This window comes from Fulvivirga kasyanovii (assembly GCF_009711405.1).
Taxonomy (GTDB): Bacteria; Bacteroidota; Bacteroidia; order Cytophagales; family Cyclobacteriaceae; genus Fulvivirga; species Fulvivirga kasyanovii.
Genome location: NZ_SMLW01000641.1, coordinates 17,331 through 33,151 on the forward strand (window position 1 = coordinate 17,331; position 15,821 = coordinate 33,151).

General features: G+C 41.3%; 13 protein-coding genes. 2 read left to right on the plus strand and 11 right to left on the minus strand.

Annotated features, from left to right (window positions below):
* The first annotated feature begins 141 nt into the window (after positions 1-141).
* Entirely contained in the window at positions 142-1,251 is a 1,110-nt protein-coding gene (locus E1163_RS22580; protein ID WP_155174741.1) for a WD40/YVTN/BNR-like repeat-containing protein, read from the plus strand.
* 795 nt (positions 1,252-2,046) lie between these two features.
* On the opposite strand, the gene trmB is transcribed toward E1163_RS22580, so the two are convergent.
* The 9 genes from trmB to holA all read right to left on the minus strand — a co-directional run bounded on the left by trmB (position 2,047) and on the right by holA (position 13,249).
* Entirely contained in the window at positions 2,047-2,709 is a 663-nt protein-coding gene (gene trmB, locus E1163_RS22585; protein WP_155174742.1) for a tRNA (guanosine(46)-N7)-methyltransferase TrmB, read from the minus strand.
* Between the two features lie 112 nt (positions 2,710-2,821).
* The gene (locus E1163_RS22590) at positions 2,822-4,135 is read right to left on the minus strand and encodes a bifunctional folylpolyglutamate synthase/dihydrofolate synthase (RefSeq protein ID WP_155174743.1); all 1,314 of its coding nucleotides are present in this window, start codon (positions 4,133-4,135) and stop codon (positions 2,822-2,824) included.
* A 116-nt stretch (positions 4,136-4,251) separates the two neighbouring features.
* Positions 4,252-5,133, minus strand: a complete 882-nt coding sequence (locus E1163_RS22595) for a hypothetical protein (protein ID WP_155174744.1) — start codon at positions 5,131-5,133, stop codon at positions 4,252-4,254.
* A gap of 9 nt (positions 5,134-5,142) precedes the next feature.
* A complete protein-coding gene (locus E1163_RS22600; protein WP_155174745.1) occupies positions 5,143-5,532 on the minus strand; it encodes an ExbD/TolR family protein in 390 nt (129 codons plus the stop codon).
* Positions 5,533-5,647: 115 nt separating this feature from the next.
* Positions 5,648-6,334 carry a MotA/TolQ/ExbB proton channel family protein gene (locus E1163_RS22605; protein ID WP_155174746.1) on the minus strand — a complete coding sequence of 229 codons (687 nt, stop codon included), beginning with the start codon at positions 6,332-6,334 and terminating at the stop codon, positions 5,648-5,650.
* A gap of 1 nt (position 6,335) precedes the next feature.
* Positions 6,336-7,184 (minus strand): hypothetical protein, encoded by an 849-nt coding sequence (locus E1163_RS22610; protein WP_155174747.1) that lies wholly within the window; start codon positions 7,182-7,184, stop codon positions 6,336-6,338.
* A 146-nt stretch (positions 7,185-7,330) separates the two neighbouring features.
* Positions 7,331-8,989 (minus strand): TonB-dependent receptor, encoded by a 1,659-nt coding sequence (locus E1163_RS22615; RefSeq protein ID WP_155174748.1) that lies wholly within the window; start codon positions 8,987-8,989, stop codon positions 7,331-7,333.
* A gap of 41 nt (positions 8,990-9,030) precedes the next feature.
* On the minus strand, positions 9,031-12,090 hold the full coding sequence (locus E1163_RS22620; protein ID WP_155174749.1) for a tetratricopeptide repeat protein: 3,060 nt from the start codon (positions 12,088-12,090) through the stop codon (positions 9,031-9,033).
* Positions 12,091-12,226: 136 nt separating this feature from the next.
* Positions 12,227-13,249, minus strand: a complete 1,023-nt coding sequence (holA, locus tag E1163_RS22625; protein ID WP_155174750.1) for a DNA polymerase III subunit delta — start codon at positions 13,247-13,249, stop codon at positions 12,227-12,229.
* Between the two features lie 371 nt (positions 13,250-13,620).
* On the opposite strand from holA, the gene E1163_RS22630 reads away from it, so the two are divergent.
* Positions 13,621-14,664 (plus strand): hypothetical protein, encoded by a 1,044-nt coding sequence (locus tag E1163_RS22630; RefSeq protein WP_155174751.1) that lies wholly within the window; start codon positions 13,621-13,623, stop codon positions 14,662-14,664.
* Between the two features lie 91 nt (positions 14,665-14,755).
* Here the strand turns inward: E1163_RS22630 and E1163_RS22635 are convergent, their stop codons facing one another.
* Positions 14,756-15,313, minus strand: coding sequence for a rhomboid family intramembrane serine protease (locus tag E1163_RS22635; RefSeq protein WP_246223840.1), 558 nt, complete (start codon positions 15,311-15,313; stop codon positions 14,756-14,758).
* Positions 15,314-15,318: 5 nt separating this feature from the next.
* Positions 15,319-15,783: a hypothetical protein gene (locus E1163_RS22640; RefSeq protein WP_155174752.1), complete on the minus strand. Its 465-nt coding sequence runs from the start codon at positions 15,781-15,783 to the stop codon at positions 15,319-15,321.
* Positions 15,784-15,821: the final 38 nt, after the last annotated feature.

Here is a 15,821-nt window from a genome sequence, read left to right on the forward strand (position 1 = left end):
GAAAATTCCACTTAATCATAACTCCTACTATGCCAGCACTTGAATTTCGGACCGTGAAATAACCCTGTCAAGAGGATAACAATTCCACCGAGCGCTTGTAAGTAAAGAAGGTAGTTTTCTTTTCATTTAAATTTTAACGTTATGAAAACTTATAGCTTACTCTTAATTATTGCATTTGTTCCATTTCTGAAAATATGTAGCCCAGGAGATGGCCCTGAAGACCCCAAACCTCATGATAAATGGGAGAAACTTGGCTTAAGTTACCTCAACGTTTCGGAAATTAAGTTTCATCACAACCTCATTTTTGCAGCTACCAGCGATGGTCTTTATAAAAAGAATGTCGCCAGCCCTGACACCACCTGGCAACCTATAGGTCTGCAACGACAAGACATACTTGACTTTGTACTCTTCAGCCCTGACGAAATTATTGCCTGTGCCGATGTGAGTACTCAACCCAAAGGCTTGTCTATATACCGCACCACTGACGGCGGCATGACTTGGGAGCCATACCAAAATGGGTTCGGTGGTGAATTTGGCAAAACATGCTATGCCATTGACCATCACCCTGATGCCCCTGACACCTTGTTTGCACGCGCTTCATATGCTGTAGCCAAATCAACGGACCGCGGCCAGTCCTGGCAGCCTGTGCTAGGCGAGTGGGACTTGATCGGATACCAAAGCCCTCTGATCAAAATAGATGAGAACAATCCTAATATAGTATGGGCAGGAGGTGAAAATGCATCATTCTCCCCGTACCTCGCCAGATCAACTGATTATGGCAATACATGGATCCCTAAGCCTGTACCATCAGACGGGGACAATGCCGTTTACGACATTGCCATCAAAAAGAATAATTCTGAAGTGGTGCTCGTAGGTATGGAAGGCCAGCTCCTGCGTTCCGTTGATGGTGGTGATAATTTTGAAATAGTTTTAGAGCCTGCAGGATATCCATATTTCAACACACTGGAAAGATGTCCTTTATCTACCACTACGGTTTATACTTCGGGATCAGAAAACGGCACTTCCGGTGGTCAGTTGTTTTTCTATCGGTCAGGTAATTTTGGTAACACCTGGACGAAAGTGGTTAATGACGAAGACCCCGTAGACGAAATTGCTACGAGAGATCTTGAAGCACACATTTTCACAGTTAAACCCGGTTTATATATGGCTACCAATAAAGGCGTCTGGAGATATTGCAGCACGTACCTCCTTTCACAATCAAACCAAACAGTAGTTACACAAGATCAGTAAACAGGATCAGCCCGAATTTTCGGGTATGACGGCTAACTGTACCGTTTTTACAGACAGTCGTTAAACCAGAATATAAAAATAGGTGCGGGTAGCGGTGTGCTTTATATTGCAAGCTGTGTTACATTGATCCAAAACAGATTAGCTTTCTCAGGCTCAGGCTTGGGAAAGCTTTTTTATGTCATTATTATCAGCATTGATAAATCAATCTTTTTAATCAGGAACAAGCGCAAAACCAGTGGAGTAAATGGATTGAAAAGTAAAACAAGTAATGTGAACCTTGTCACTGAAATCAGTAAACCGCGCTTACTGTTATACTATACGCGTTTGCCAACTGCTTTTGCCGATTGCTATTAACAACTGTCTTGTCGGCAAAGAGGTGAAAACTTAGTGTCTCCCCAGAAATTCGGCTTGATCCCTTATTATACGAGTTTGCCTACTGCTTTTGCCAATTGCTATTAACAACTGTCTGTCAGTAAAGAAGTAAAGAGGTGAAATTTAGGGGCTCCCCAGAAATTCAGCTTGATCCGTTAAACGGGCGGGCGGGAAAATAAAAAAGCCTACAGGGCATCAGAAGGTTTATTTAAACCCCAGATAAGACAGGATTTGAGCTGCCCGCTAACTTCGGCCTTCCACTGTTAACCTGCTCCGAAGAACGAGGTCCCGACAAGTCGGGATGAGGCCTGGCCTAGGTCAAAGGCTTCACTCGGTATTGTTTTTAATGTTAGGTTTAAAAAACATATCCACCCTGCAGACTTGCAGCAAAGCTACGACTTTTATCACGACCTGAAAAAGGATTTAGGACTTAAACTTAAAGCGCATGTATTTAATATCATGCCCAAGCTCATTGAACTTTTGTTCGTACCTCGTACGGATATCATAACACTCCGGTTTAAGCTCAGAGTGGTACAGGTCGAATGTATAAACCAGGTCTTCAATATCGTTTCGCTCCTTTAGCATCTCAAGTGTATACTCAAAAAGCCCGGTATTATCTGTTTTGAAAAACACATTGCCTCCGGGTTTGATAAGTGCTTTATAAAGTTCCAGGAAACGCGGGTGGGTGATCCTTCTTTTTTCATCCCTGTCCTTAGGCCTGGGATCCGGAAAGGTGATCCAGATATCTGACAATTCACCAGGTTCGAAATAGTTGAGCAGTTCCAGGATATGTACCCTTAAAAAAGCTACATTGGGAAGCCCTTCTTCCAATGCAATACCACTTCCCTTCCATATCCGGTCTCCTTTGAGATCAACGCCAATAAAGTTTTTATCAGGAAAAAGCCGGGCCAGACCAATGGTATATTCACCCCTCCCACAGGCAAGCTCAATGGTAATGTCATTATTATTTTTAAAGTACGTTTCGTGCCAATTCCCTTTAATATTTTCAATGATCTCCTTGCCAGGTTCTATCACATTGTCGCGTTTTACATTCTCAGCAAAACGTGCCATCTTTTGTCTACTCATAGCTATTTCTCTGCATTTCTGAAATAAGGCTGCAAAGTTAATCTATTAATTGCAAAAAGACAGGATAGATTACAAAGCGCAAGGTTAAAATTACCCGGAAGCATGAACGGCTTTAAAGATCAGCTATTTCAGCCACCACAAAGGTGCTACCTCCTATAAAAATAAGGTCGTCTTTACCGGCAAGCGCTTTGGCTTCCGCTATAGCCTCATTGACATTTTTAATAATCCTACCCTTAAGACCCTGCTTGGTAGCCTCTTCGTACAACTTTTCAGCGTCCAAAGCCCTGGGTATATTAGCCTGACAAAAGAAATAGTGGGCTTCTTTAGGTAGTAAAGCCAGTGTATCGGTAATATCTTTATCATTTACTGCACCCCATACCATGTAAAGGTCTTTATGAGGTGTAGAGGCGATCTGATCCAAAATTAGCTCAACACCGGCTTTATTATGACCAACGTCACAAACTACCATAGGCTGAGTGCCCAGTACATGCCATCTCCCCTTGAGTCCGGTGATGGCTCTTACATTCTCAATACCTTTAATAATGTGCTCATCAGCGATCTCAAAACCCCTCTCTCGCAATATATCGATCACTTTTAAGACACCGGGAATGTTTTTGGTTTGATAATACCCGGCTGGTTGCACATTAAATGTATGCAACTTGCTGTCTCCTGAAAAAACGACAAGGTCACCTGATGAATCAAACCGTGAAGTATAACTATTACCGGCAAAATACAGGCTAGCCTGACGTTCCTCGGCAATACGTTCAAAAACCTCAGAAATACCCGGCTGCTTTTCACTGATGACCACAGGCACGTGATCTTTAATAATCCCTCCCTTTTCTGCGGCCACCTCCTCAAGGGTATTGCCCAGCCACTGCATATGATCCGCACTTATATTGGTAATTAAGGACACTTCAGGGATGATCACATTGGTAGAATCCAGCCTTCCACCCATACCAACCTCAACCACGGCGATGTCTACCTTTTCGACGGCAAAACAATCGAAAGCCATTCCCACCGTCAATTCAAAAAATGAAGGATGGTGCTCTTCTATGAAAGGACGTACCCTGTTCATAAAATCTATAACCCTATCTTCGGGAATCTCCTTACCGTTTACTTTTATTCTTTCGGTGAAATTTTTGAGGTGTGGAGAGGTATATAATCCAGTTTTATACCCCGCAGATTGGAGAATTGCAGCCAGGTAATTAGAACTGCTCCCTTTCCCGTTGGTACCCGCGATATGTATCGACTTAAACTGATGCTCCGGATAGCTTAAATATTTGCAAAGTGCCAGTGTGTTGGTAAGGTCCTTTTTAAAGGCAGCACCACCAACCCGTTGAAACATGGGAAGCTGAGTGTACATATAGTCCAGCACCTCCTGGTAGCTGGAAAAGTACGTTTGGGAATATTTATTGATATCAGACATTAGGGTCACCGCTAAGGCCGCAAATATGCAAATTTCCCTTTCTTCCAGAGCAATCCGTGGTAACTATCTTAAAAGACAAGCCAACAAGCTTACCAGGCATTGCCTGAACAAGAAAACTATTTTGATTTGATAACAAAAGTAATTTTGCCCGTTGACATAGGAGCCGCAATAGCATTACTTGAAGTTTTACTGAAAGTAAGTTTTTGCACCTCTGCCTTATATATTTTCTCTACAGCAGGGCTTACACTGCGTTCGAGGGTCTGTACGGAAAGAATTTCACCTCTATCATCAATTTTAATTTCAAATACGATTCGACCATTTTCATTTGAAGTATCATTTGGATTAGGTTTGGAGTCCCATACCCAACCTGTCATTTCCAAAGAGGAGCCCCCTCCACCTCCGGCATTACCATAAAGTGCCCGCGAATCCAACGTTCCTCTTTCATCACCTTTATCCCCTTCACTGTCCACATTATCACCATGGCTGGTATTCTGGGGCTTATTGCTTTCCCCATCAGTTCCTCTTGCCCCTGACTCAGGTTTCACAGGGTCTTTGGTTTCAACAGGTTTGGTCTCCGGTTTCTTCTCCTCTTTCTTTTCTTCTTTTACCTCAGGCTTCTTAACTTCTTTTTTCACATCAGGCACAACCTGCGGGCTTTGCTGTGTGTTGGAAGTAGTTTCCACTACCTCCTCGGTAGGTTCCGAAACCTGCTCGGGCTGGCTTTCTTCCACCGGCTCAGCCTCTGCCTCCTCAGGCACTTCTTCAGGGGCAGCCTCTTCTTCACTGTCTGTCGTTTCTGCCGGTCTGTCGGGTTGCACTTCTCCGGTTCCAACCGTACTGGTACCAAAGTTTAGCTCAATACCATATTCCGGAAGCGGGGGATCTGGCTCTCGCCAGGCAAGAATAAACAGAAATGCAATAAGCAACAGGGCATGCAAGCCTGCCGACACCATTATGCCTACTTTCCTGTTTCTTTTTTCTTCTTCCCTTTCTTCCATGGGTTTTCCTTAATTCGGTTTTGTTGCTATAGATACTTTAGCCTCCAGGGCTGTTGCGATACCTGCCACATTAACCAAGTGCTGCGTTGGTACACTTTCGTCAATATGAAGTACGACTACACCATCAGTACCTTTTAACTTGCTTTTTAGTTCCCCTTCCAGCATTCCTTTACTCACCTTCTTATCATTGACATAATAATCCAGGTTTTTGGTAATAGTCACAGATACCTTCTGAAGTTCTACGGTAGCAGCCCGGCTGGTGGGTAAATTGACGGGCAAACCTGACGGGGTAATGAAAGATGATGTGAGCATAAAGAAAATGAGCAACAAAAATATAATGTCAGTCATGGACGACATACTGAACATCGGTTCTACTGTATGTTTTGATCTTAGTGCCATTTTTTCAATTTACAGTTCTTGGTTCTTAGCTTACGGTTCATCGTTCTTAACTCACAGTTCCGGGCCTACAGTTTTGGTTTTGGTGAACTATAAACCCGGAACAGTGAACAATGAACTATCTCGGTTCCTGCAAAAGATCTATGAAATCTACAGAGCTGTACTCCATTTTATGAACTACTTTCTGTACCCGGGTAACCAGATAATTGTATCCCAGATAAGCAAGAATACCTACAAACAGACCTGCAGCCGTAGTAACCATAGCAGTATAAATACCTTCCGAAAGCAACTTAGGGCTTACAGAACCTTCTTCGTTGGCTATGGCTATAAATGCATCAATCATACCAATTACCGTTCCCAGGAACCCCAGCATAGGTGCCGAACCGGAAATGGTAGCCAGTAGCGACAGGTTCTTTTCCAGTTTGAATATTTCTATTTTACCTACGTTCTCTATGCTTACCTCGATGTTCTTCAACGGACTGCCTATTCTGGATATGCCCTTTTCTATCATTCTTGCAGTAGGTGAGTCATATTCATGACAAAGGACTTTGGCCCCACTGATGTCACCTTTCTCCACCATACTCCTGATCTTGCCCATAAATGCCTCGGGAGTCTTGGAAGCTTTATTTATGGTAAGCACGCGCTCTACAAAAATGTAGACGGCCGCTATCGACAGGATCAAAATGGGTATCATCATAAAACCTCCTTTGAAAAGGAGGTCCAGAACTGATTCGGATTTGAGTTCTTCACTCACTCCGGATGTATCTACGCTTGTTGTAATCTGCGCTAATATCGATAAGATCATATTAATATTTAATTACCCAAACACCATCACCATACTGACCTCTGAGATCTGTAGCAGAAGCTTCTGCCGCAGCCCAGGTGTCATGATTCTCTATCGCTATTCTATGAAATTTGCTATTTCCAAAAGGTTCTATGATTGTTGTGCTTACCCCCTCTTTACTCAGCTTTTTGGCATGGTCCATAGCCAGGTCTTCATCAATAGCGCTAGCAATTACTACATAGTAACGGCCAGTGCGCGAAGAAATTGTTTCAATAGTACCAATTTCAGGTTTTGCTTCTTCTGCAGCAAGTCTGGCTTCCTCTTCCCTCTGGGCCTGCTCACGCTCGAGTCTCTCTCTCTCCCTCTGAGCTTCAGCCTCACGTTGCTTTTGCTCTTCCATTCTCTTCTGCTGCTCAATCTTTGCCTTTTCTTCGGCCTCTTTGGCTGGCTGATAGAATCCAAACCACCAAATAGCCGCCCCGGCAAGTAAAAGCACAAAGATCAGGGCCAACACTTTTGGCACCACTGAATTGTCTTTTGGAGGGGTGTAACTTCCCGGCACATACGCGCTTTCCTGCTCTACATGCGGTTCATCATAGGTGCTTGAATATTCTGACGAATCCTCTTCTTGCGTATAAGTGTCTTGTGTATAAGTATCTTCCGGTTCTGTATATGTATAACTTTCTTCAGGCTCAGGTTCCGATTCGTAGGAAGTTTCCGGCTCTTCTTCCCTGGTCTCCTCTTCCCTGTCCAATGGTTGATAATCTACATCGGGCAAACCGAAGCTATCATCAGCTTCATTAAAATCATCAGAACCTTTATTTATATTATCGTTATCCTCTATTTCGTCGTTTTTATCTTTCTTAGCCATGGTTGAATTTTTAATAGTTGCCTTAAACTTGGTCTTACAAAAATAATTTAATTTTTCACTGCGGCAAACTACATGACACAAACTGTCATTTTGCTACAATACTCCCAATATAGGAATATTAATTCATTTAAAATCAAACAAATATGCTAAAAGCTATATGTGAGTCCTGCCATAAATTGCAATCCACGAGAAGGATAATGGTAGTAAACTTCATATTCTTTTGAAAAGATATTATTGAATTGCAGAAAAACGGACACTTGATCCGACACTAAGTAGTCAGTTTTGAAGTTAAGGTCAAAAAGGGCATCAAGCTTTACTACATCTCCCGTTTCCGTATCCCTGGCTACAATCCCGCCGATAACATAGGCCTCTGCAGTAAACAGAAACTTATCAAACAGATTATAGCTGGCAAGGGAAGATATTTTGTAGTTGGGTTTATGCCATGGCTCCTCAACCTCATCAACAGCATAGCCCCAGTAGTCTCCACGCGCTGTAAGCCTGAATTTTTCATCAGTATTGAGACTTACCTGACCAAAGAGATTAAAGACTGCGGTATTTCCTGTATCATATATCACTTCAAATTTCGACTGGTCGGCAGGTGAGTTGATGAAATAGTACATGTTTTTATAGTTGGCCATGCTAAAACCTGCTCCGAATCCGAGTTTGCTACTGAGTTTACCATTGATACCTCCATACAGATCAAAGGTTTTGTTGGTGTGATAAATACCGATATTGGCATCTACAAAAGGATTCTCCTCTGAAAAGGTTTTTAAGGTATTTTTCTTAATGTCACCACCAATACCTGCATACAACTCTATACTTTCAGAGAATGGATAGCTTGCCCTGGCCACAGGATAGAAGTGCATTTTATCTGAATCGCCAAGGGTATCATTTTCATATACAGCATTGAACCCTGCCACAATTTTAAAGCCTTCGTATTCGAAACCAAATGAAGGTCTAAGCCTGAACAAATTACGAGCTTCTTTTTCCACGAGATTATCCTCCCGGCTTATAGTTTCCAGGTCTCCCCCCAGCCTGATGAACGATTGGTCGCTAAGGGCATATTCAAGCTTCACATTGAGCTGGGCATCAGTCTCAGTTGCATCCCTGTTGTCTTTCAAATAATCAAACCTTACCCCGGTATAATACTGAAAATCCGATTTCTCATCAGAATTTTCAACGCTTCCTTTGATATAGTAGTTGTTATAAAATTGCTTTAGTGTATCTGCATCCACCTCCTGCCCCTCAGGGTACCCGTAAAAATGATACAGCCTTTGATTAAAGCCTATATCTCCGCTGAAAGTGGCTTTTGGGGTAAAGTATTTACCAAACAGGTCTACATCTATTTTGCCTGATCCTGAATTATCATCATCCACCGGGCCTTTTTTAGAGTTCAGATAATTAAAGTGGGCACCATAACTGTACTCTTTACTTCTTTTACTGTTGAAGAAACCTTCTACATACGGTGTAGTGTAATTACCAAAGCCCGCTTTTACATAATTGCCATAAAGTTTGGATAACCTTTCATCTTTGATCCTCAAAGGCCTTACCCTCACATTCAGATCAGGCAGATCAAAGTTTATGTTGTTATAAAAGTACTCGATTTCCTGCCGCGTACCATCAACAGTAGGTGGCGGGATTTTCTCAAAATTACGGTTTGCGGCAGGCAATTTGATCTCACGGTCCTTGACGATCTCTATCTCTACGTTTTCAATCTCACCATCATTTTCCCAGCCATCCTGAGCGGACAATGTAAGTGGAGCCATCAGTAAAATTGCCCCTATATATCTCTTAAAATATCTCATTTTTCAGCGATAGATTTTATCTATAACAAACACTTAAGTTATTAATTTTCAATATCTTTTATATCGATAGTTAAACTATCAGCTTCACTTGAAGCTCCTCGTTCTTTCTGCTTCTGAGCCTGTTCAATATCTGCAAGTTTTGCCTTGGCTTTCTGGCGGATATGCTCCAACGGAAAGTTTTCAATAATTGACTTCAAAGTACCCTTGGCCTGGAAATAATCCCCCAAAGCGGCGTAGTTATCTGCCAGTAGCAGGTAGGCCTTCCCTACCCATTCTTCATAAATATTAAAGCTGTTATTGAGTTCTATCAGGGCTTCTATAGACTGCTGGTACTGCTTGTTTTGATAGAAGATCTGCCCAAGTAAATACTGGGCCTCTGCACCATGCTCATCCTTGGCGGTGTTAAGCGTACTTAAAAATTCATCCTTCGCATCTTCATAGTTGCCCCTGGCATAAGCCGCCTTACCCAAATAGAGGGATGCCTTGTTTTGCGAACTGATATTTACGTTGCCTTTTTCCAGAATGATATTGGCATAATGGCTGGTAGAATCATATTTGCTCAACAGGTAGTAAGATTCCATAAGCCCTGCCCAACCGTAATACTGCTCTTTCTTGCTATTGGCAGCATTAACCAGACGATAATAAAAATAAGCAGCATTTTCATACCTACCGTTCCTGTATTCTATTTCTGCAATACGGTGTATAATACGGCTCAGTTGATTTGACGTTCCTTTAGCCAAAAGCTCATTATAAACTTCCAGTGCCTGATCAAATTCGCTCAACCGGTAGTGTGACTCAGCAATGTAATATTTGGCTTCCGGCACCTTTGGGTTATCCGGGTAGTTACGGATGTAGTCCCTGAAGGATGAGATAGATTTTTTATAATCCAGGTTGAAATATTGGTTTTTGGCAGTTTCAAACTCTACGTTTTCAATACCCTTTTTCTCGGGGTTTGCATTTTTGAATTGTGCCAGGTAACTGTCAAATTCGCCTGATCTGTTTTGAATATTGAGCACTTCCTGTAAGGGTAAAAGCACCTCGGAAGCTATGGAATGTGTCGGGTAAGTATCAAGTATTTTCTTGTAATCACTTATGGACTTATCGTATTGTTTTAGGTTATAATTTGATGAAGCCCTCCTCATGTAGGCATATGGCACATACTGGCTCGACGATCTTTTGGAGATCAGATTAGAGAAACCATCTACTGCCTCCTCATACAGCCCTTTCTCGAAGTTCAACTGGGCCTTCTGGAAAAGTGCGTCATCATAATACCTTGACCTTGTGTAGTTGTCTATAATGAAATTGTATCTTTCTTTGGCCTGGGCCACATTACCTTGTATCCCCAGTACAATACCAGCCTGCAGGTGAGCATAGTCATTGTCCACCTTATTGAATTTAATGGCCTGATTATAGTACCTCAAAGCGTTATCATAGGACTTGGCTACATAATAACAATCTGCCAGCCGGAGCAGTGCATCATCATAATATAATTTATCCTCTGCAGGTTCAAGCTTATTGACATACTCCTTGAAATGGATCAATGCTTTATCATATGCTTTTGTATTATAGTAAGCATACCCAAGGCCATATCTCGCTTTCAGGCCGGAGTCCGTATTCCGTCCATACGAACTTCCTATAATTGCCTGATAATGCCCGATGGCTTCTTCATACTTCTGCCCTACCGAATAGCCCTCTGCCGCCCATAAATTAGCCATGGCCACATACTCCGGATCAATAGGATGCTTGAGTGATTTTTTGAATAGATCAATTGCCTGCCGGTAATCTCCCTTATTGAATAGCTCCGCACCTTTCAGGTAGGTGGCCTTCTGATAAACCTTCTCCATACTTTTGTTCATAGAACGCATATTTTCAATATGCTCAATGGCAAGGTTATAGTTGTTGCTGTTAAGGTATGCTTCAGAAAGCAGGTCATTCACTTCGTCAATGTGACTGCTCTTAGGATAGTTGTCAACAAACTGCCTAAAAGCTTCAATAGCATCTTCGGAACGCCCCAGGTCATAGTTGATTTTTCCGTATTGATATGCACCCTCCTCCCGAAGGCTCGTACTTATTTTATTTTTCCGTGCATTGTCAAACGCTGTAAGAGCATAAAGCTTATTACCTTCTTTCAGATAAAGAATTCCAAGGTAATATGAGGCGTATATCCCGATACTATCCCGATCTGAAGCAGCGTGTTTCAGGTTGGCAATAGCCTCCTCATTGTTTCCCAACCGGTAATTGACATATCCGGCCCGATACCGGATATCCGGGGAAGGGTTGTTTATCTTTTCATTGTAAAGCTGGTAATATTCTGCTGCCTGCTTGAAGTTGCCTTTGTTAAGATAGGCATCTGCAGTAAGCAAATAAAAATCCTTCTGGTTAACACTTCCTGCTCCGGCCAGCACTTTTTTGCTGTAGGCAATCAGATCGTCGTATCTCTTTTGCTTGTAGTAAGCGTTGGCGATCATGCCGGGTACAACCGACTTATACGCATCATTTTGCTCAGCACGTTCAAGGTCTGCAATAGCTTTGTCATACTCACCATTATGGTATTCAATGTATCCGGCATAATAGCTGGATGCCGCTGCATAGGGAGTAGATTGTCTTTTAAGTACGTTAAAATAATTAAGGGCTTCGGTGAACTCCTGCTGGCTAAAGTGTGAATACCCGAGTTTGAAACGGGTTTCCTGACGCTGCTTTTCAGTAACTAACGAGAGGTTAACCTTTGAAAGATACCTGACAGCTTTACTGTAGTTCTTTTGAGCAAAATAGAAATTACCCAACTCCAGATAAGCAACAGCGGCCTTGGGATGATTCTTATGCTTACGTATAAAATCTTCGATCAACTTCTCACCATCACTATGATACAGGCTAAGTGCACTGAATGCAATATAATATTCCGCATCAATTTTCCTGATATCATCATCAGACTGTTCTACAAATTGCTCAAAACTTTCTCTGGCTGCGGTATAATCAGACTTATCCAGCAACTCAAGCCCTTTTCGGTAAAGCGTATTTGATTCTGATTGGTACACTGTGTTCTGACTCCATGCTGAAATGCTTATGAAAGCAAGAAACACAAGGCTATATTTTAATCGCATTTATTTATTATTCTTTTTGGTAATGAAAGATCAGCTCACTCTATAAACGAAACAATTGCAAAAAGTTATTTAAAGCAACCTTAAAATAGTTAGGTTCCGGCCAAAACCGACCAGCATGTCAGGTACGCACCTCCTGCTAATGCAATAATTTAAAAACCAGCTCTTTAAGTATCTGTCCATCGGTGGCAGAAATATTGTCAACTCCCTTGGATTTCAGATCTGCCTGCCTGATATGGTGAATATTGTTGACGATCTGCATCGGACTGTAGTTTTTCATGGCGTAAATGTAGTCTTTCACAAAATAGGGACTCACCTTAAGCACAGAGGCCAGATTTCTCTCAGACTTATCCTTGGCATGAAATGCCATTAACAGCTTACTATAGAAAGAGAATAAAATGGCCACTATCGGTATTATGGGATTCTTTTTTGCATTGGCCTCAAAGTAGTTGACTATTTTATTGGCCTTGACCACGTCTTTGGTCATTAATGCTTTTTGTAACTCAAATACATTATAGTCTTTACTAATGCCCACGTAGCGCTGTACAATGGCTTCATCGATCTGCACTTTCTCCTTGAAGTTGATAAGCATCTTGTCAACCTCATTAGCCAAACGCTCCAGGTCATTCCCTATAGAGTCTGCCAGCATCTGTACGGCTTTTGGTGTTACTCCAAAACCTTTTGATTTAATATAATTCTCAACCCATGCAGGAACCTGATTGTCATATAACTTTTTTGTGGTAAGGGCAATGGCATGCTTTTCAATCAACTTACCCAAGGCCTTTCTCTTATCAAGGGTCTTATTTTTATGGCAAAAGACGAGTATGGTTGAGGGCACTGGGTTCTGAATATAGTCGGTAAGTAACTTCTGCCCTGCCTCCTTGTTGATATCACCAATAGCCTGGGCTTCCTTAACGATTACCACCTGCCTCTCAGACATCATCGGAAAACGCCTGGCATTGGTAAGTATGGTATTCATATTCACATCCCGACCATATAATATCGTTTGATTAAAACCCTTCTCACTTTCAGTCAGCACATGATCCTCAATGTAATCAGCGATCATGTCGATATAGTAGGTCTCATCTCCCTGTAGAAAATAAACCGGAGCGTACTTTTTACTTTTTAAATCTTTGAGGACACTTTCAGGAGTAACAGCCATAAATCATTAATGTGTGATAGGCAAAAATAGCAGATTAGTTAGTAATGACTAAAAGTCTCCGGATAATTATGGAAGGAATTACACCGATAAAACCTTTTCAGTATAAATGTATATTTCATAACTGTCATCAGTGATCAAATTGAATAACAGTACGTTACATTGATGATAAAAAACTGCTACATATCGACGGATAAAACAGTTGATCGATTTAAGAAAAATTTGATAAATAGTTGTGTCAATTTCTCTACATAAATAAAACAAAACTGCATACTTTCGCATTTAAATACGTATACGCAGAAGTTACCTATATCAGGAAACTGGTATAGTTTATGTAAGCAACAACATTAACTAAAGAACCAAAAATTGAAATTATGAAAAAAACTATGAAACTAGGATTTATGATGACCTTGTTAAGTGGTCTGATGTTTTTCGCCAGTTGTGATGACAACGATGAAATAACACCAGTAGACCCTAACGCGGAATATGATGCGATACTGAGATTAACCGAAGGTGGTGATGCAGGTGATACAACTACTTCAGAAGTAAATGTGAATGCTAATGAGCAAAAGTCAATTAAGGCTAAAGTTACTTTTATTTCAACAGATGCCACCATGAGAAGACTCTATATTACTCAAAACATTGGTGGTCAAGGGGAAGAACCTTATGAGATAACAGCCAATGTTGATAAAAAAGCAGATGGTTCAATTGATATTGAATCTGCCAACTCCAACCAGATCATTTACGAACTTACCCTACCCGTTCCTTCGGGAGTAGGTGAAGGTACTGTCGTTTATAAATTATGGACAACAACTGGTCGTGGTGACTATAGAGACCCCAGTCAAAGAATTGCTGTAGGTCCTGGTGAAATTATATTAAAATATGGTGGATCAAACCCTGAGGCTACAGTAAATAGCTATACAGCTAAAATGTTGGCGGCTCCAACTGACGATGGGTCATCAGAAACCTTTATATCGACATTTAATGGAGAGCTTTATCAGATAAGTGAAGGAAGTGAATATGCCTCTTTCTGGGATTTTGGATATTATTGGTTAAATTCTCCAGGTGCATCACTGGCCTCTACAGCAAGTTATCCTGCGTTATTCGATCATGATGATGATCCTAACACTGCCCTTGTAGCAGTAGCTACTTTAACGAATACTGCTCAAGATGATTTAAATAAAACATATTTTGTTGAAAGTAATGGAACTGATTTCGATGCAGTTACTACTTCATCTGATTTAAGCTCCCTCAACGTTTCCGATTCAAACGGTCAGAAAATCAATAACTTGGAAGTTGGTGACATAATTGCTTTTGTTGATAGTTATGGTAAAAAGGGCCTTATCAGAGTGAAAGAAATTGAGCCTGGATTTGGATCTGGTGATTACATTGTAATAGATGTTAAGGTACAACCTTAACAATTCAAGATTATATAACAGAAAAAGCCGTCCCAGTTATTTTGGGCGGCTTTTTTTTGACATTATAAAATACCTAGTCTTCTTCCCAAGCTCAAGCCCTAACCTTCCTATAGCTATAAGCCGTAACAGCCCCAACAATAGCACCTGCCAAATGCGACTCCCAGGAAACATGGGAATTGACTGGTAAAACGCCGTAAAAAATCGAGCCGTAAACAAAAAGCACAATCACCGAGATAAACAGGGATTTGAAATCCCTTCTCATGAAGCCATAGAAGATCAAAAAAGAAGCAATACCATATACCAAACCACTGGCTCCCACATGGAAAGATGGTCTTGCAAAAAGCCATACCAGCAGATTAGTAAAAAAATAGCATCTTAGAAAAACCCCGGAAGCAATTCTGTAATAGGAATAGAACAACACAACCCCTAAAAATAACAATGGAATGGTATTGGAAAGTAGGTGGATATAGTTGGCGTGGATCAAGGGAGCGGTTATAATACCAATACCTCCCATGAGTGTTCTTGGCCAAATGCCGAAAACTGTCAGGTCGTATCCTAATAAAAAGTCTACCACAAAGGATAGCCACATGAGAAATACAAATCTAAAAGGTACTACCGCACTTCCTATTAAGGTACGACCGTTCGACATAACATTTATTTTGCAGGATCCTTAATCATATCAAGAGCTATCAGCTTCGACTCTTCATAGCCAACTGCCATATAGCCCAGAAGACCCCCCGAAGATTCTGCGATCTTTTTGGCAATGTCTTTAATACTACCGTAAAACTCTTGTGCGAAATTGTTATTCAGCTTAGGCAAAATACTGTTTAACTTTTCCAACTCTGCAATAATGAGTGGGTTTCTCTCCTCCGAGCGCGCCGGATATTGCTGGATCATAACTTTCATTTTATCCTCAAAGTCTTTTCCGGCTTCCTTATAATAATCAATAAGGTCTTCCCTGGCCTTTGTTTGCTTGGTTTTGGAAAGACTTACCGCCTGTCTTATTTCAGACCTGTCGATATCGTTATCAGCCCCTGCTATTAAAATAGACACGAGTACAGGGACTTTGTACATAACCTCAACCTCCTCCTGGGTTAAGTTTTTAAATTCTTCAATCATACTTTAAATTAATTTTAGACCAACTAAAATAGCTATTT